At 55.0% G+C, this 16,137-nt stretch carries 15 protein-coding genes and 1 tRNA gene; 9 read left to right on the top strand and 7 right to left on the bottom strand.

Annotated features, from left to right (window positions below; all coding sequences use genetic code 11):
- The 5 genes from JMF94_RS12795 to JMF94_RS12815 all read right to left on the bottom strand — a co-directional run.
- On the bottom strand, window positions 1-203 hold a 203-nt coding region (locus tag JMF94_RS12795; protein ID WP_240825541.1), incomplete at its 3' end, for an IS3 family transposase.
- Window positions 204-349: 146 nt separating this feature from the next.
- Window positions 350-616 carry a transposase gene (locus JMF94_RS12800; RefSeq protein ID WP_240825543.1) on the bottom strand — a complete coding sequence of 89 codons (267 nt, stop codon included), beginning with the start codon at window positions 614-616 and terminating at the stop codon, window positions 350-352.
- A 177-nt stretch (window positions 617-793) separates the two neighbouring features.
- Window positions 794-1,573, bottom strand: coding sequence for a YkgJ family cysteine cluster protein (locus JMF94_RS12805; protein ID WP_240825545.1), 780 nt, complete (start codon window positions 1,571-1,573; stop codon window positions 794-796).
- A 563-nt stretch (window positions 1,574-2,136) separates the two neighbouring features.
- Window positions 2,137-2,448, bottom strand: coding sequence for a hypothetical protein (locus JMF94_RS12810; protein ID WP_240825547.1), 312 nt, complete (start codon window positions 2,446-2,448; stop codon window positions 2,137-2,139).
- Between the two features lie 333 nt (window positions 2,449-2,781).
- Window positions 2,782-2,866, bottom strand: a tRNA-Leu gene (locus JMF94_RS12815).
- A gap of 117 nt (window positions 2,867-2,983) precedes the next feature.
- Between JMF94_RS12815 and JMF94_RS12820 the strand changes: the two genes are divergently transcribed.
- The 5 genes from JMF94_RS12820 to JMF94_RS12840 all read left to right on the top strand — a co-directional run bounded on the left by JMF94_RS12820 (window position 2,984) and on the right by JMF94_RS12840 (window position 9,390).
- Window positions 2,984-4,042, top strand: coding sequence for a DUF1786 domain-containing protein (locus JMF94_RS12820; RefSeq protein WP_240825549.1), 1,059 nt, complete (start codon window positions 2,984-2,986; stop codon window positions 4,040-4,042).
- An 86-nt stretch (window positions 4,043-4,128) separates the two neighbouring features.
- Window positions 4,129-5,427, top strand: a complete 1,299-nt coding sequence (locus JMF94_RS12825) for a phenylacetate--CoA ligase (protein WP_240825551.1) — start codon at window positions 4,129-4,131, stop codon at window positions 5,425-5,427.
- Between the two features lie 18 nt (window positions 5,428-5,445).
- Window positions 5,446-6,054 (top strand): DUF456 domain-containing protein, encoded by a 609-nt coding sequence (locus tag JMF94_RS12830; protein WP_240825553.1) that lies wholly within the window; start codon window positions 5,446-5,448, stop codon window positions 6,052-6,054.
- A 7-nt stretch (window positions 6,055-6,061) separates the two neighbouring features.
- Window positions 6,062-6,802: an RNA methyltransferase gene (locus JMF94_RS12835; RefSeq protein WP_240825692.1), complete on the top strand. Its 741-nt coding sequence runs from the start codon at window positions 6,062-6,064 to the stop codon at window positions 6,800-6,802.
- A 650-nt stretch (window positions 6,803-7,452) separates the two neighbouring features.
- The gene (locus JMF94_RS12840; protein ID WP_240825555.1) at window positions 7,453-9,390 is read left to right on the top strand and encodes a methyl-accepting chemotaxis protein; all 1,938 of its coding nucleotides are present in this window, start codon (window positions 7,453-7,455) and stop codon (window positions 9,388-9,390) included.
- Between the two features lie 178 nt (window positions 9,391-9,568).
- Here the strand turns inward: JMF94_RS12840 and JMF94_RS12845 are convergent, their stop codons facing one another.
- Window positions 9,569-10,321 carry a translation initiation factor 2 gene (locus JMF94_RS12845; protein WP_240825556.1) on the bottom strand — a complete coding sequence of 251 codons (753 nt, stop codon included), beginning with the start codon at window positions 10,319-10,321 and terminating at the stop codon, window positions 9,569-9,571.
- Between the two features lie 13 nt (window positions 10,322-10,334).
- Complete coding sequence (locus tag JMF94_RS12850; RefSeq protein WP_240825557.1) at window positions 10,335-11,573, bottom strand: HD domain-containing protein; 1,239 nt, start codon at window positions 11,571-11,573, stop codon at window positions 10,335-10,337.
- Between the two features lie 370 nt (window positions 11,574-11,943).
- On the opposite strand from JMF94_RS12850, the gene rplM reads away from it, so the two are divergent.
- The 4 genes from rplM (at window position 11,944) to JMF94_RS12870 (ending at window position 16,034) form a co-directional block, all read left to right on the top strand.
- Window positions 11,944-12,378 carry a 50S ribosomal protein L13 gene (gene rplM / locus JMF94_RS12855; protein ID WP_192111561.1) on the top strand — a complete coding sequence of 145 codons (435 nt, stop codon included), beginning with the start codon at window positions 11,944-11,946 and terminating at the stop codon, window positions 12,376-12,378.
- A 13-nt stretch (window positions 12,379-12,391) separates the two neighbouring features.
- The gene (rpsI, locus tag JMF94_RS12860) at window positions 12,392-12,784 is read left to right on the top strand and encodes a 30S ribosomal protein S9 (protein WP_192111562.1); all 393 of its coding nucleotides are present in this window, start codon (window positions 12,392-12,394) and stop codon (window positions 12,782-12,784) included.
- Window positions 12,785-12,956: 172 nt separating this feature from the next.
- Window positions 12,957-14,771, top strand: coding sequence for a YcaO-like family protein (locus tag JMF94_RS12865; protein WP_240825694.1), 1,815 nt, complete (start codon window positions 12,957-12,959; stop codon window positions 14,769-14,771).
- A gap of 117 nt (window positions 14,772-14,888) precedes the next feature.
- Window positions 14,889-16,034, top strand: a complete 1,146-nt coding sequence (locus JMF94_RS12870) for an ABC transporter substrate-binding protein (protein ID WP_240825558.1) — start codon at window positions 14,889-14,891, stop codon at window positions 16,032-16,034.
- Window positions 16,035-16,137 lie beyond the last annotated feature (103 nt).

Raw genomic sequence — 16,137 nt, forward strand, 5'->3', positions numbered from 1 at the left:
TGCTCATCCGGGCCAGCAGGGCCAGCCTGGACAATACGGGCATGGCTTGGACGCTTCACGAGTTTGCGGGTACGCACCGAAAGGTTTTCTTCCTGGTAAATCCTTTCTGTCCGCTTGTGGTTCTGCACCAGCTCTTCCCGGCGCAATAATTCATGCAAGCGCGGAGAACCGAAACGCCGCCGGTCAGTTGCCAGTTCCAGCATCCGAGTCCGCAAAAGAAGATCACGGTCCTCAGATGGTGGTCGTCTGGCTGAACAGCGATTAAATTGAATCACTCGGCAAGCCTGCCGCTCTGAGTAGCCATGCGCAGTCTGAATGTGATGCACTGCTTCCCTGTTGGCTGCGGGCCTCAAAAGTTTTTTGAGATCACGTCCTTCAGGACGACGATATCAAGCGCTTGTTCACCTACAAGTCTTTTCAGACGGGCGTTCTCTTCCTCCAACTGGCGCAACCGCTTGGCATTAGAGATGTTCATCCCGCCAAACTTGCTGCGCCATTTGTAAAAGGTCGCATCCGAGATGCCATGCTGACGGCACAGATCAACGACACGAACTCCAGCCTCGGCTTGCCGCAAGATCCCAATAATTTGCTCTTCAGTGAATCTGCTACGTTTCATTTTTGTGCTCCTATGTCAGGAACACTAACTTTTCAATGGCATACTTTTCGGGGGGAGGGGCAAAATCCCCTCCTGCCTGCAGAGCTGACGTCACGCGAATATCAGGCCTCCTTTAAGGGATAAGCCTGAGCTACAACGACCCTGGGCATAAGCATGACCCTAAATTTAATAAGAGTGTTATATCCTGAAATGCTTATCAGTGTGATTGAAGTACAAGGTCAGCATTCTTTCAGCAGTTGTTTTAGATCTTGAAAAATAACTTAAAAGACCACCAATGAGAAAAATTATTGGCAAAGGTATTGCTCTGGTCTTAATCGCTTCCACACCATCAAATGAGGCAGCAGCACTTGCGAAGTTATGCGTTAAGCGGACTCTATGCACATAGTTGTTATTATTAAATAACCCGGAACATTTTCGGGGTTCAGAACTCACAAGATATTCCCTGCAAATTAGCGGCCTGTAAGGATATATGCTGCATGAGTTGTCTACTAGAAAAGGACAAGCGAGTTGTAGTTCCCAATACTTTTTCTGTATATTTATAATAGAGTCTTTGTCTTCAAAATTATCTATATGAAAATATATAAGATCTTTCAAAAAATTATGCTGCTCAATTTTTGACAGTATTTCATCGAATGAGTGTCTGATCCTATTTCTTTCTTCAGAATTCAACATATCTACTAGATAAACAAGCAATATTGCTTCATGTATTGAAATCGTTATCAGCTGTCTGCAGCAGGTGCTACACCCTTTTGAGCATTTTGTAACAATTCCATTATTTCCATTTTTTCTAATTGTTGCTGAAATTATGTCTGAGTGAATAGTGTATATCTCAGGCAATATATCTACAAATGACACTTCCCCATCTGGAGGTGTAACAATGCTATTTATAGAAATATCATCATCAAATTTTAATGACACTTCAATAGACGAGTTGTTTTTTACTATATTACTTTCCATACAAATCCTCTGCGTGAAAAGACACATGTCTAAGATATCTTGTAGTTAAATTAGAAAAACTGCAGTTCTGCTATGACTTTTAAAAACTCTCGGGCTCTCCCGCCGCTCCAGGGTGGGTTTTACGCACGGAGTGTCCGGGCAGATGGGCAGATCCCCAATAGTCAATCAACAATTAATGGAGTGGTACATTCCGTCACTTGCCTGAAAGCAAAGAAAAGTAATGGGCTACTTTAAGATTTTATCGCATAAACCGTCAGTGCCATCTTCTCGAATATCAATCAAAAATTGCCATCTTCTTCATAGATATCCTCGCAGTGAATCTGGCATATTTTTTCAAGCCGCATCCCCGTATAGAGGCGATCAAAGGAACCCAATAATAGGCTGGATTCTTGAAAGTACCAGGTTTATAGTCAGCGCAAAGGAATATCCGTTTTATATCATCATCAGAGAGGGGGAGTCTCTTTTCTATGTCCTGCTGTGCATCGTTAAGTCCAAGTCATTGCGCAGGATTACGCTCAATCAAATTCTCAAGTACAGCCCAAGTAAACATTCCTAAAACAGCTTCAACAATTACATTGATGCGATGTTATCTTTGATATGTGCAAAATTAACATTTTCAATGTTGATTTTGTCATTTTCAGTCTGGATGATATCAGGGGAGTATGCGAAACAGCCTCATCATCAATCTGATACTTTAAATATCCGTTCAATCTTTTGCAAATATCAGAAAGGCTCAATTCTCGTTTGTCTGGAGCATCAAGGATTTTATTCAGTTCATCCTGAAGGAATTTACGAAGCTCCTTAACTCGCTTCATGTTTTCAGCAAAATCAGTATGTCCGCTCATCGTCCAATGCTCCAAGGATTCTTTGGTCAAGGCGTGTAACTGCGCAGCTATGCGTGATGCCTGAAATTGATAGGCCGTACAGGCTGATCCGGATTTCCTTCGCGGGACAGCCTAAGCGTGTGCTGCTTGGGAAGCTATAGCGATAGTAAAAGATCCTTCCTTTTAGGTAAAGGAAGGCAGGAAGCTTGGCAGGGGAGAGGTGATTATTGGGGTCATACTTACACATAGTTGGAACTCCTGTGACCCAATGAGTGTCCCAAAAGGGCATCTGCAAAGGGGAATGGGGTCACCAACTACGGAAAGCTTCTCAAGCGATAGAAAAAGAAAAAGGAATTGAGCTTGTTAGCTCAATTCCTAAATTCATGGTGCCGAGGGCGGGACTCGAACCCGCACGAGAATCCTCACTACCCCCTCAAGATAGCGTGTCTACCAGTTCCACCACCTCGGCGCGAGAAGATGTACTACGGCAAACTGAAACCCTTGGCAAGCTTTTTTTTCAAAAATTTATCAAGACTTGCGCTTGAAGGTTGATACAGGTAGATTTTTTCGTTCATGAGAGGTGAGTATGGACGAGATTGTTCAAAAGTTTTTGCGCGGCACAGGGCCTGTGCTGTGCGTGGATATAGGCAGCGGCACGCAGGATGCCCTTTTGGCCCGCCCCGGCCTTGAATGCGAGAACTGGCCGCGCTTTGTTTTGCCCGCGCCCGCGCGGCTCGTTGCCCAGCGCATCCGCGAGTTGACCCTGCTCAAACGCAATATATGGCTTTACGGCGCCAATATGGGCGGCGGCTTTACCCAAGCCATCAAGGAACACCTTGCAGCGGGGCTTTCCGTCAGTGCAACTGCCTCGGCCACGCGCGGCATTCATGATAATGAAGAAGTAGTGCGCAAAATCGGCGTTGAGGTGCGCGCCAACTGCCCCGAGGGCAGTGTGCCGGTTTTTCTCACCGATTATTCGCCGGAATTCTGGGGCGGGCTGCTGCGCCATGCAGGGCTGCCCCTGCCGCATCTGGTGCTGACGGCTGCGCAGGATCACGGTTTTCATACCCACGGCAACCGTCAGGCGCGCATGCGCGCATGGACGGAACTGCTGGGCGCATCTTCCGATCCCAGGCGCTGGATATACGAAACGCCGCCGCCATCGTTGACGCGTCTTGTGCCCCTGCACGATAAAACAGGCGGCCCGGTTGCCGACACCGGGGCCAGTGCGCTGCTTGGCGCATTGTGCGACAAGGAAGTGATGGACCGCAGTTATCGGCAGGGCATCACGGTCATCAACGTGGGCAACGGGCATACCGTGGCTGCTCTGGTATATAAGGGACAGGTGCGCGGAATTTACGAGCATCACACTGGCATGCGAACTCTGGAGCAGTTGCTGGGCGATCTTGAACAGTTCCGCAAGCACTGGCTGCCCACAGAAGAGGTGCAGGCCTCAGGCGGGCACGGCACGGCTTTTGGCCCGTATTGTGAAGAAGCCGGCGGTTACGAGCCAACCTACATCACCGGGCCAAAGCGCGCATTGCTGCAAGGGCAGGGGCGTTTTCTTGCCCCGCACGGCGATATGATGATCGCCGGATGTTTCGGCCTTATTTGGGGATGGGCGCACACCCGGGCCGGAGAGTAGCTTTTTTGTTCCCGTCACGGCGGGTGAACACGCATTACAAGCTGACGCGCCTCGGGGGCGTTGCGGCATGAAGCTGAGGAGGCGGCATGGAATTCTTTGATGAGGCGGAGTGTTGGAGCAGGGATCAGATTGAACAGACCCAGCTTTCGCGGCTGAGAAGCACGGTGGCCCAGACGCGCAAGTGCGACTTTTATCGTCAGCGCCTGGACGAAGCGGGTGTTGGGCCAGATTCCATCCGCAGTCTGGATGATCTGCGGCGCATCCCCTTTACCACTAAGCAGGATCTGCGTTCCCAGTACCCCACGGGGCTTTTGTGCGTGCCGCAGTCCGAGATAGTGCGCATGCACTGCTCCAGCGGCACCACCGGTTCGCCCGTGGCCATTTGCCACACGCAGAACGACATCAACTCCTGGGCCGACCTCATGGCGCGCAGCATCCACATGGTTGGCGTGCGCCGGGACGACGTTTTTCAGAACATGTCCGGCTACGGGCTGTTCACGGGCGGCCTTGGTATCCATTTTGGCGCGGAGCGCCTGGGCTGCATGACCATCCCCGCCGGGGCTGGCAACTCGCGCCGCCAGATCAAACTTGCCAAGGATTTCCGTACCACGGTTGCTCACATTCTGCCTTCATACGCTCTTATTCTGGGCGAGCACCTGCGCAACATGGGCGAAGATCCGCGCCAGTTCCCCCTGCGCATCGCCCTTGTGGGCGCGGAGCCGTATACCGAAGAATTCCGCCGCCGCATAGAAGACCTTTTTGACATGAAGGCCTACAACTCCTATGGCCTGTCTGAAATGAACGGCCCCGGCGTGGGCTTTGAATGTCTGCATCAGGCGGGCATGCACCTGTGGGAAGACGCCTATATTCCAGAAATCGTCGATCCCGAAACTGGCGAGCCCATGCCCGAGGGCGAAGTGGGCGAACTTGTCATGACCTGCCTCTGCCGCCAGGGCATGCCCATCCTGCGTTACCGCACCCGCGACCTTACGCGCTTTTTGCCGGGCGAATGCGCCTGTGGCCGCAAGCACCGCCGCATAGACCGCATTCTTGGTCGTGCGGACGACATGTTCATCATCAAGGGCGTCAATATCTACCCCATGCAGATTGAGCAGGTCATCATGACCTTTGCGGAAGTGGGCCAGAGCTACCTGATCTTGCTTGAGAACGACGGTCTTGGCGATGTGATGCGCGTACAGATCGAAATCCGCGACGAGCATTTTGTGGAAGACATGCGCGTGCTGCAAAACCTGCAAAAGGCCATTGCCGCGCGCCTGCGTGATGAAATCCTCATCACGCCCAGGGTTGAGCTTGTGGAAAGCAACAGCCTGCCCCGTACCGAGGGCAAGGCCGTACGCTTGCAGGACATGCGCAACAAGAACTAACAGCGACCGGAGGGCCGCATGGATTTTCTGCCTTTTCCCCTGGCTTCATTGCTGGCCGGGGCATTCATAACGCTGCTGTGCTTTGTGCTGCTGCTCAACATTTTTGGGCTGCCCGCCAACTGGGTGCTGCTGGGGCTTGTGGCGTTGTGGAAGGTGGTGCATCCCGGCGCGACCTCCATGGATGTCTGGTTCTGGATCATGATGGTGGGCTTAGCTCTTGTGGGCGAAGCCCTGGAAATGGGCATGCAGATACTCAAGGCCAAACGCTATGGCTCCAGTTCTTCCGGCACATTCGCGGGGATGATTGGGGCCATAGCGGGGGCCATTCTGCTTGCGCCGCTCTTTTTTGGGCTTGGGGCGCTTATCGGCGCGCTGGCTGGGGCGTGGACAGGCTGTTTTGTTGTGGAGCACCTCAAGGGGCGCCCTCTGCGCGAGGCTCTGGACGCGGCTTTTGGCGCCATGATGGGCCGATTCCTCGGCACCGTGTGCAAGTGCGGCGCAGGCGGGGCCATGCTGGCTCTGGCTGCCGGGCGTATCTGGCCCAAGCTGCCGCCCCAGATGCCCCCGGCTTTTTCTCCCGAAGCTCCCACGCAGGTCTTGCTGACGCTGCTGCGGGGCCTGTGCTGAGGTTATGATGCTGCTGCAAGGTCTTGAAGTTGTATTGGTCAAAACGCGCTTTCCTGAAAATATTGGCATGGCTGCCCGCGCCTGCGTCAACATGGGTTGCCCCACATTGCGCCTTGTTGACCCGGAGCGGTGGGACAGGGAAAAGGCGCGTCCTCTGGCTACGCCCAAGGGGCAGGATATCCTGGATGCCGTGGAAGTGCATGAAGACGTGGCACAGGCTGTGGCCCAAAGCGCACTGGTGTTTGGCACCACCGCGCGCGTGGGCGGCTGGCGTCAGGCTTTGCTTTCGCCGGAGCAGGCCGCGCGCGAGGCCGCAGCCGTGCTCGCCAAGGGCGAGAAGGTTTCCTTTGTTTTTGGCCCGGAAGACCGTGGCCTTAACAACGATGAGATCATGCATTGCCACCGCTTGGTAACTATCCCCACGGATCCGGCTGCCAGTTCGCTCAACCTTGCCCAGGCCGTGCTGCTGCTCAGTTACACCTGCGCCAATGCCGTGCGTGCCCTGCAACACGGCGAAAGGCAGATAGAAATACCGCGCGGCGGCAAGGTGGCAACTGCGGCAGAGCAGGAGCGCTTGGTGGAATCGCTTAAGGATGTGTTACTGCGTCTTGATTATCTGCACGGTGACAACCGTGATTATTTTTTGATGCCCTGGCGCAGGCTTATTAGTCGGGCAGGACTATTACGGCACGAATATGATGCCCTCATGGGACTGTGCCGTCAGGTGCGTAACAAACTGCCAGATTAATTTCTTTTATGCAGGCTTTTAATAAGCCCGTTCTTGCTCTCCATGCATGGTTCAATGCTGTGAGGACGCAGGAACGGGCTTTTTCTATTGGGTGCAATGCTGACTTGCAACTTTTTTTCTTTTTTCTTCGACACAGGGCAGCGCCCGCTAATGGCTCAAAAAGTCTGACTAGTTGAAAAAAAATTCACAATCACTAGGGAGAGGACTTAGCTATAACACTCCAGATTTAAACGTGATTTTTTTTCAACGCAACAAGCAAACAAGTTGAACCCATTGACCATACTCAAGTATCTGATACTATAAACGTATATTTTGTGTTATCTGTTTTGTGTAGAGGAAATCGTTTTTTCGTAATTAACTTGACCTTTGGCCTATTAATTTTTTTAACCATGCCGTTAAGGAGAGTGAAGATCACTTAGTCTTAAATGAAGCTGGCCGTAAGCCCAGTGCAGAGTTTTTGCACTCCGAGGTGAGCGCTGGCGGCTGGTCATGCACCGGCCACATGGCGTTATGATACGGTAAAATTTGTGGTGGACGTTTCTGGCAAGGAGAATGGCATGCGTTGGACTATTGCGCACACATATGTCGGATCGCTATTCGGCGCGCTGATTACATGCTGTGGCGTTGTGCTTTTTGTCTCAATCTACTTCATGAAAGTTCCGATCGAAGACGAACTGAACAAGGGCATCGTAAGGATGCAGCAGGTCATCAGTTCTGCCAATGAAACCACAGCTCAAAAGTTTTTACAAAGTGCCGATCTTATTGCAGAAGATGATGATTTTGCCCGGGCTGTCGCTGAAAAAAATACTGATGCGGCGGTCAAGCTTGGTTCAGTCCTGATGAAAAAGGCCGGGTCGGACTTTATGACCATCACCGATGAAAAGGGGATAGTCATAGGCCGTGGGCACTCCAAAAAGCACGGCGACAGCGTTACCAATCAGGAAACCGTGGTTATTGCCCTCACGGGCAAGCCCGCCGTGGCCGTGGTGGCTGGCACAGAGGTGCCGTTCACCATCCGGGCCAGCTTTCCTGTAATGCACGATGGCAAGCTTGTGGGCAGCGTGTCCATTGGTACCTCGCTTGTTACGCCTGCCTATCTTGACTGGCTCAAAAAGCTTTCTGGCGTCAACGTCACCATTTTCAAGGGTGATACTCGCGTCATGACAACCATCATGCTGCAAGATGGAAAACGCGCCATTGGCACCAAACTGCAATCGCCTGAAATTCTCAAGGCCGTGCTTGAGCGTGGCGAAACGGTGTTCTCCCATAATAATATTCTTGGTATCGACTATAATTCTGCCTACTGGCCGGTCAAAGATGCCAATGAAAAAATTGTGGGTATGTGGTTTGTGGGCATGCCCATTGATGAATTGCAGCGCCTGGAGCGCGTGGCCATAAGCAATTCCATATGGATTGGCGTGGGCCTGCTGGTCTTTCAGCTGATTCTTTCGTTTGTTCTCGGCCTCAAGATCAGTGCCCCCATTCGCAAAATAACCGCCTATGCGCAGGCTGTGGCCGATGGCAACAACGAAGCGCAGCTTGACGTATACAGCCGTGATGACATGGGCCAACTGGCTGATTCTTTGCGCACGATGGAAGATAATCTGCGTAAGCTGGTGCACGATGCCAGAGAAAAGGCCGAAGAAGCCCACAAGATGGGCGAAGAAGCCAAGGTCGCTATGGAAGAGGCCCGCGTGGCCCAGGCGCAGGCGGAACAGGCCAAGCGAGAGGGCATGATCAGCGCTGCTGCCCAGATAGAAGAGGTAGTGGGGCAGCTGAACGCCTCCATCAATGATATCTCCGAGCAGGTGGAAAGCACCAGTGGTGCTCTTGACCATGCTGCAAGCCGATTGGCGGAAACCGCAACCGCCATGGAAGAAATGAATTCCACGGTGCTTGAAGTCGCCAAAAATGCCGGCGGGGCGTCTGATATCTCCAACGCCGCCAAGCGCAAGGCCGAAGTTGGTTCCGATATCGTGTCCAGAGCCGTGGTGGGTATTCAGGAAGTGCAGCGGCAGTCGCAGGCCCTCAGGGACGGCATGACCCAGCTGGACGACCACGCCAAGGCCATCAGCCAGATCATGGGCGTCATTTCAGATATCGCGGATCAAACCAATCTGCTGGCCCTGAATGCGGCCATTGAAGCCGCCCGTGCGGGCGAGGCTGGGCGTGGATTTGCCGTGGTGGCTGACGAAGTGCGCAAACTGGCGGAAAAGACCATGTCCTCCACCACCGATGTGGGCAACGCCATTGCTGCCATTCAGCAAAGCGCCGGGCAGAGTATTCAGCAAGTGGAAAAGGCCGTTGGCAACATTTCTGAAGCCACGGAGTATTCCAACAAGTCTGGAGAAGCCCTGAAAGAAATCGTTGGCATGGTGGATCAGACAGCCGATGAAGTGCGGGCCATTGCCGCCGCAAGCGAGCAGCAGTCTGCCACCAGCGAAGAGATCAACAGGTCTGTTGCTGATGTTAACCACATTGCGGCCAGCACATCGCAATCCATGCAGGTCGCCATGAAGGAACTGGAATCCCTGCGAGCCCTGGCCCGCAGCCTTATGGATCTTATAGATCATATGAAGAAGGGCTAAGGCCCAGCGGCTTGCTCCCATGACGAATAAAGGCTCTGTTCCTCCGGGAACAGAGCCTTTGCTTTTTGAGGTAGGCGCTCTCCGCCCAGTTCGGGCTGTCTGGGAAAAAGGATTGCAGCGCATACCGCCTCCTCCCGCTTTTGCTCAGCGGTTCCCGTTAATCTGCTCCTGTCGTGGTCTATTTACGCAGAATTGTTTTCAATGTTTCAGCCTCAGCCCCGTTGCAATTTTTAAGAAACTGTTCAAGGCGGGCTTGCACGGCAGGGTGCCTTGGAGCGAGGTCGTACAGTGAGGCTGCCGCCGCTGCGCTGCCGGAAAATGTGTCGTCATTGCGCAGCCCTTCTGAATTCAGCTTGGCGTAGTGCAGGGCCGCGCGGATAATGGCATCCAGAAATTCATTGCTGCCAGAGGCCATAAAGGCCGCCCAATACATCTGCAATACGGATTTCTCCGAATAGATGTCCCAGTTGGTCAGCGGGGCGGGGCTGTTCCGAATCTGCTGGAGCAGCAACTTCTCCTCCGGTTGCAGCAGGGTGGCAAGCAGCGCTTCTTCATCAGGCAATTGCGCAAGATGGGCCATCCAGGCCAGAGTGCGCCGTCCATCGCGGCTCAGACCGGGCTGGGGCGGCAACAGGCGTTGCCGGGCAGACGGATCATCGCGCAGCACCTGCGCAAGAAAGGTTGCCAGCATGATCTGCTTGAGGCTGTCTTTCAGCACGCCTTGCCCGTCAAACGTGCGCAGAATGCCTGGCAGCGTCTCGGTGCGGCGGTGCTGGTAATAATATTCCAGGTCGTTGGCATAAAAGGATAATCCCTTGGAAATGGCAAGCGCATTGCAGGGGCGGGGCCATGCAGCGGGCAACAGGCAGGCGAGGGTTAGCGCAATAAGCAGAAAAACCGGGAAACGGGCAGGGGGAGTAGCAATTTTCATAGGTGGGGGTGGGTTAATCAAAGTCGGCAAGCAGGGCATCCAGCCCCAACACATTGGGGGAACTTTCGCGCAGGCGGTTCAACAGGCGCACTCGAGCTTCCAGCAGGTGGGGGGAGGACACACCGTTGCGGATTGAACTGTGCGCCTCCAGAAAAGCCGCCAGATTGTCGCAGACTTTAACAAGCTGGCCGTCCTTGGGGTCCAGTTCGTCCCGGTTGCATGCGGCAAGAGCCTGAAAGCCCTCAACAGCGCGAACTGCGCCATTTTCGCGCACGCATTCCTGGAATTCGGAACCGACAGCCGCGCCAAGGTAGTATTCGATGCGCTCCACCAGAGAGGTGAAGCCCTCAGCGCGCAAGGGGCCATACACGCGGCGCTCCAGCTCTTTATCCTCGTATTCTTTAATGATTTTTGGCAGGTCTGAAATGGATTGCTTGACCGGCGAGATAATGTCGCGGGTGAGCACTTCCGGCAGGTCGTGGAACAGTCCGCAAAAAAAGTTGTTGTTAGCGCGCGCCGGGCAGGCATCGACAGCCAGACTGAAACAGTAGGCGTAGCTGGCCACAATAAACATATGCCCGAGAACAGACGTAGCCGGAATGCGCGGAGCCTGCGTCCACCGCACCTGAAAGCGCAACTGCCCGCACAGGTTGGCGAGGCGCGAGAGGGCCGTGCCCTGGCTGCGCATGGAGGCAAGGCCACGCAAATCCGTGAACGTATCCAGCCGATCGGGAAACGACTGGCCTATGTCGCCCATTTCATCATCAAACGGCGCGTTAAGCGGCTCTATGAGCCTGAATTCCCATTGCGAGGCAAACAGGTGGGCAGCAGTAAGAATACGGCGCGCAAGCGTGTCATCATCCGGGCTGGTATGCCACTGGCGCATGCGTTCCCAAAAGGGGCCAAGAGGCGCAAGCGAAGGCTCAAGCCTGTCGAGTACATGCTCGGTCAACTGGCGGAACTGCTCGGGATTTTCCTTGATTCTGTAGTAGATGGGAGGCTTGATGTCTGTGATGATGAGCCGGTAGAAATAATCAAACAGCCCGCCCTCAATGATTTCTGTTGCAAGCGCCGTGCGTTCCGGGTCCGTCATGTGTCGGGAGTTTTCGTGCCAGAGCACGCAGGCCAGGAGCATTTTGTGGGCCTGCTTGTCAATTTCTAGCAGTTCCACGGGCCGCAGCTTGTCATTCCAGCGTAACAGGTACGCGCCTGAAAAAATAAGCTGTAGAAGATTCTTGCGAATTACAGGCATGAAAAGCCTCCCCCAAAAATGGCTGCGCAAAAAACAGTTTGCACTATAGGGCGGAGTGGGGTAAAGCTCAAGAGCTTCAACGCTGTTGCCGGGAAAAAGCCGCATATGCCAAGGGCATGTGGGGTTGCGCCCCGATTGAGATGAGCGGTTGCGCCTGCAACCTGCGAGGTCTGGTGCTGCGGTGTACCGCCAGAGTAGTCAGTTTTTCGTTCCCAATGGGGACGAATACTTGACAGCTGTTGGCGTTTATAGTATTGAGGCTGCCTTTACTGCGATATTGTCGTCATCCCCGTTCGACGGCACATCGCGCAATGGATCTTTTTGCTGCCGTTATGGCCGCTGATATTTGCAGATGTGAGGAGTCACTCCGATGAAGACGTTCAGCCCCACCCCCAAAGACATCAACCGTGAATGGTTCGTGGTTGACGCTCAGGATCAGGTGCTCGGTCGTCTGGCCAGCCAGATAGCCCACCGCCTGCGCGGCAAACATAAGCCCGAATTCGCTCCCCATATGGATAACGGTGACTTTATCGTGGTTGTTAACTGCGAAAAGATTAAAGTTACCGGTAAAAAGATGACTGACAAAAAGTACTACCGGCACTCTGGCTGGGTGGGCGGCCTCAAGACCACCCAACTCGGCGACATGCTGGCCGACAAGCCCGCCCGCGTGCTGACCGCTGCGGTGCGCGGCATGCTGCCCAAGAATCGTCTGGGCCGCGCCATGCTGAAGAAACTGAAGATCTACGCCGGGACCGAACATCCGCATACGGCCCAGAATCCCCAGCCGCTGACGCTGCCGCATTAAGGAGTAAAGAGCCATGAGCGAGAAATTTGAATACGGCACTGGCCGCCGCAAGACCGCTACGGCCCGTACCCGCATCTACGCCGGTTCCGGCGGCATCACGGTGAACGGCCGCAACTTTGAGGATTATTTTCCTCGCAAGACCCTGCAGATGATCATCCGTCAGCCCCTGGTTCTTGCCAAGCTGTCCGACAAGTTTGACATCCGCGTGAACGTTGCCGGTGGCGGCGTTACCGGTCAGGCCGAAGCCGTGCGCCACGGTATTTCCCGTGCGCTGCTTCTGGTTGACCCGGCCCTGCGCCCCATGCTCAAGAAAGCTGGCTTCCTTACCCGCGATGCCCGCAAGAAAGAACGTAAAAAGTACGGCCTGCGCGCTGCCCGCGCCCGGTACCAGTACTCCAAGCGTTAATATGCCTTTATGGAAGCCCTCTCTATGGGAGGGCTTCCTTTTTGCCTTTGAGCGGGTCGCATGTCGGCCCGCTTTTTTTTGGGCGGAGTTCCCGAGCAGTTTTGTAGGAATGCCTGGGCGCTCTTGCTCCAACCCCGGCTGCTCTGCGGAGTGCCGCATCTGTGGTGGTGTTATGGAAAACGACAATACTTCAAATTTTTCTTCCGCATCTGATGTGTTGCCGATGCTGGACTATGCCTACACCCATGAGCAGACGCAGGCCACAACCGGCTATTTTTCCTGTGTTCCGCCTGAAGATCTGGATTTTGACCGTGCGCTGGAACGGCTTGAAGTTGCGCCGATGGACGACTTTCTGCACCTGCATCTGCTAAAGTTGCTCGCAGGCAAGGCGCACGATGAGCTGAACCTTCTGGCTGCCAGTTGTTATGACGCGGTCAGCAACGAGTTTACCCGTCCTGTGCTGGCGGCCCTGCTGGCTGAGTGCGCATTGCTCGGCGCGGAATCGCCCGGCAAGGGCCAAGCCTTTTGCTCGTCCTTTCCGCCTGATGCCGCAGAGCGTCTGGCTTCTTACAGCCCCGCTGTGTATCTGCGGGCTGCAACACTGCCTGACCATGCCATTGCCGCTGCCTGGAGCGCCCTGTTCCGCGCCAATATCTGCGAGCATCATTCCCTGCCGCGCCCGGACGAGGCAGGCATAGCCCCCCTGTTCAGCGCGGAAGTGCTTGATGCCACAGCTCGGCGCATGGCTGCGCATGCAGACGCTCTGGCCCGGCAGCACGAAAAATTCAAGGCCGAAGCATGGGAACCCTGGCAGCGGCCTCCGGCGCAGGAAACATACCTGCGCGCCGTGGACGCGCTTATGGAAAACGGTGTTGTGGATGGCCCGGAAATGCGCCATGAGGCTTCGCTTTCGCCCATTGCACTGCTGCGCGGCTGGCAGGTGGATATTGCCGTAACCAGTGGTTCCGTGCGCCATACCTTACAGGGCAAGGCAACAGCCTACGGGCGCGGCCTGTCCCTGGCAGCGGCCCGCGCATCCTACGCCATGGAAATTGTGGAACGCGTCAGCACCTATGTGAGTGTTGGGCCGGGGGACGGCACTGCCGCCCATGCCGGAACAATCCTTGGCCGCAAAACAGAACTGCCTCTGACGCTTACGCGTTTTTCCGAGCTGGCGGAGCAGGGCAGAGCGGCGCTCGACCCCAATCTGCTGCCTCTGGAAGCTCCATACGCTGATGCCCCCCTGCACTGGCTCCCGGCCTCGGACGCATCTGGCGCGACCGTTCTTGTGCCTGCGCAGGCGGTTTTTCTGTTTTGCAATCTGGACGAGCAGTCTTTGTTTATTGCTGGCGGCTCCACCGGTCTTGCATCTGGCAATATTATGGATGAAGCTGTGGTTGCCGCCCTAACGGAAATTGCCGAGCGCGACGCCGAGGCCACAACTCCTTACAGCCGCACGCGCTGTTTTATGCTGCGCAGCCGTGATCAGCTCATTCAGTCGCTGCTTGACGATTACGCAGCCTGCGGCATTCGAGTACAGTTTCAGGATCTGACCACGGAGCTTGGCCTGCCTGTGTACCAGTGTTTTGTCACCGGGCGTGACGGTACCGTCGCGCGGGCCACAGGAGCCAATCTTTGCGGCGCGAGGGCCGCCCTGGCGGCGCTCACCGAAACCCCGTGGCCCTATTCAACGGCGCAAAACAAGCCCCCATGCCCCTCAGCTTCGGGACTAGCGGGATTGCCCGTTCGTGTGTTAGAGGATTTGCCGGATTACAGCCTGCCCTCCCCCCGCGCCAACCGCCGCCTGTTAGAGTCGGTGCTGTCAGCGCACGGCAGAAGTCCTCTCTATGTGGATCTGACCCGCAAGGATTTTGATATCCCGGTGGTCAGGGCCATTGTTCCCGGTCTTGCCCTCACGGCAGAGTGGGACAGGTTCTCAAGGCCGGACGCGCGCCTTTTTGCGCGTTATGCCGCGTGTTGTCTATGAGTTGCCGTAAGTACGGCTAATTACAATTGCAGCCCGGCGGCAACTCGGGTATAGTAGGGAGCGACCGGCCCATAAGTGAACAGGCCGCTCTGAACGCACAACCTTTGGAGGGTTAGGATGAAACTGGGTAAATTTCTTGCCGCGCTGGCTGGTCTGGCGCTGACCTTCGGCGTTGCTGGCCAGGCGCTTGCCGCTGATGCCGGTCCCATCAAAATCGGCGTGTACCTTCCCCTGACCGGGCAGAATGCCTTTGGCGGCCAGCTCGAACTTGAGGGCGTGCGTCTCGCCCATAAGGAAATGCCCAAGGTTCTTGACCGCCCCGTTGAACTGGTGGTGGTTGACAACAAGTCTGACAAGGTCGAAGCGGCAAACGCCGTGAAGCGCCTTGTGGAACGCGACAAAGTCGTGGCCCTTATCGGCACCTATGGTTCCTCGCTGGCCATGGCCGGCGCAGAAGTGGCTGAAAAGGCCGCTGTTCCCGGCGTGGGCACCTCCTGCACCAACCCCCTTGTGACCCAGGGCAAGAAGTACTACTTCCGCGCCTGCTTCATTGATCCTTATCAGGGCGCTGCCGCCGCTACCTATGCCTATGAAACCCTCGGCTTCCGCAAGGCCGCCGTGCTCATGGACATGACCAGCGACTACGCCGTGGGCCTCTCCAGCTTCTTTACCCGCGATTTCAAGAAGCTCGGCGGCGAAATCGTGGCTACCCTCAAGTACAGCTCCGGCGATCAGGACTTCACCGCCCAGCTGACCGAACTTATTGCCAAAAAGCCTGACATCGTCTTCATGCCCGCCTACTTTGCCGAAGGCGCCATCATCATGAAGCAGGCCCGCGAACTGGGCGCCAAGTTCCGCCTCATGGGCGCTGACGCCATGGACAACCCCGACACCCTCAAGCTGGGCGGCAAGGCTGCGGAAGGCTTCCTGCACACCACCTTCCCCTACGACCCCGCCATGCCCAACATGAGCGCCGAAGCCAAGCGCTTCACCGAAGCCTGGAAGACCGCCTATCCTGACAAGGAAACCAACGTTAACGGCGCTCTTGGCTACAACACCTATTTCCTGATTCTTGACGCCATCAAGCGCGCCAACTCTTCTGATCCCAAGGCCATTGCCAAGGCTCTGGCTGAGACCAAGGATCTGCCCACCGCACTGGGCCTGTTGAGCATCAACAAGACCCATGACGCAGAAATGCCCGTGGGCATCATCGAATACAAAGATGGCAAGCGCGTTTACGTGGGCGAAGTTACACCCAAATAAGTAAACAACAGATCAACCCCGCAGCGATATTCGCTGCGGGGTGCTTTTTTCATTTTTTTGCCGCTGTTCGAGCGGAAGGGCCAAGTGTGGCCTTTTGTCCGTT

Origin of the sequence: Desulfovibrio sp. UIB00, from assembly GCF_022508225.1 — a bacterium.
Taxonomy (GTDB): domain Bacteria; phylum Desulfobacterota; class Desulfovibrionia; order Desulfovibrionales; family Desulfovibrionaceae; genus Desulfovibrio.

Bases quoted from the DNA above. Each gene is read 5' to 3' on its own strand.
- JMF94_RS12835 (WP_240825692.1), top strand. From the start codon at position 6,062: ATGCTGCTGCAAGGTCTTGAAGTTGTATTGGTCAAAACGCGCTTTCCT.
- JMF94_RS12845 (WP_240825556.1), bottom strand. From the start codon at position 10,321: ATGAAAATTGCTACTCCCCCTGCCCGTTTCCCGGTTTTTCTGCTTATT.
- JMF94_RS12870 (WP_240825558.1), top strand. From the start codon at position 14,889: ATGAAACTGGGTAAATTTCTTGCCGCGCTGGCTGGTCTGGCGCTGACC.
- JMF94_RS12805 (WP_240825545.1), bottom strand. From the start codon at position 1,573: ATGGAAAGTAATATAGTAAAAAACAACTCGTCTATTGAAGTGTCATTA.
- JMF94_RS12820 (WP_240825549.1), top strand. From the start codon at position 2,984: ATGGACGAGATTGTTCAAAAGTTTTTGCGCGGCACAGGGCCTGTGCTG.
- JMF94_RS12850 (WP_240825557.1), bottom strand. From the start codon at position 11,573: ATGCCTGTAATTCGCAAGAATCTTCTACAGCTTATTTTTTCAGGCGCG.
- JMF94_RS12865 (WP_240825694.1), top strand. From the start codon at position 12,957: ATGGAAAACGACAATACTTCAAATTTTTCTTCCGCATCTGATGTGTTG.
- JMF94_RS12830 (WP_240825553.1), top strand. From the start codon at position 5,446: ATGGATTTTCTGCCTTTTCCCCTGGCTTCATTGCTGGCCGGGGCATTC.
- rplM (WP_192111561.1), top strand. From the start codon at position 11,944: ATGAAGACGTTCAGCCCCACCCCCAAAGACATCAACCGTGAATGGTTC.
- rpsI (WP_192111562.1), top strand. From the start codon at position 12,392: ATGAGCGAGAAATTTGAATACGGCACTGGCCGCCGCAAGACCGCTACG.
- JMF94_RS12840 (WP_240825555.1), top strand. From the start codon at position 7,453: ATGAAAGTTCCGATCGAAGACGAACTGAACAAGGGCATCGTAAGGATG.
- JMF94_RS12800 (WP_240825543.1), bottom strand. From the start codon at position 616: ATGAAACGTAGCAGATTCACTGAAGAGCAAATTATTGGGATCTTGCGG.
- JMF94_RS12825 (WP_240825551.1), top strand. From the start codon at position 4,129: ATGGAATTCTTTGATGAGGCGGAGTGTTGGAGCAGGGATCAGATTGAA.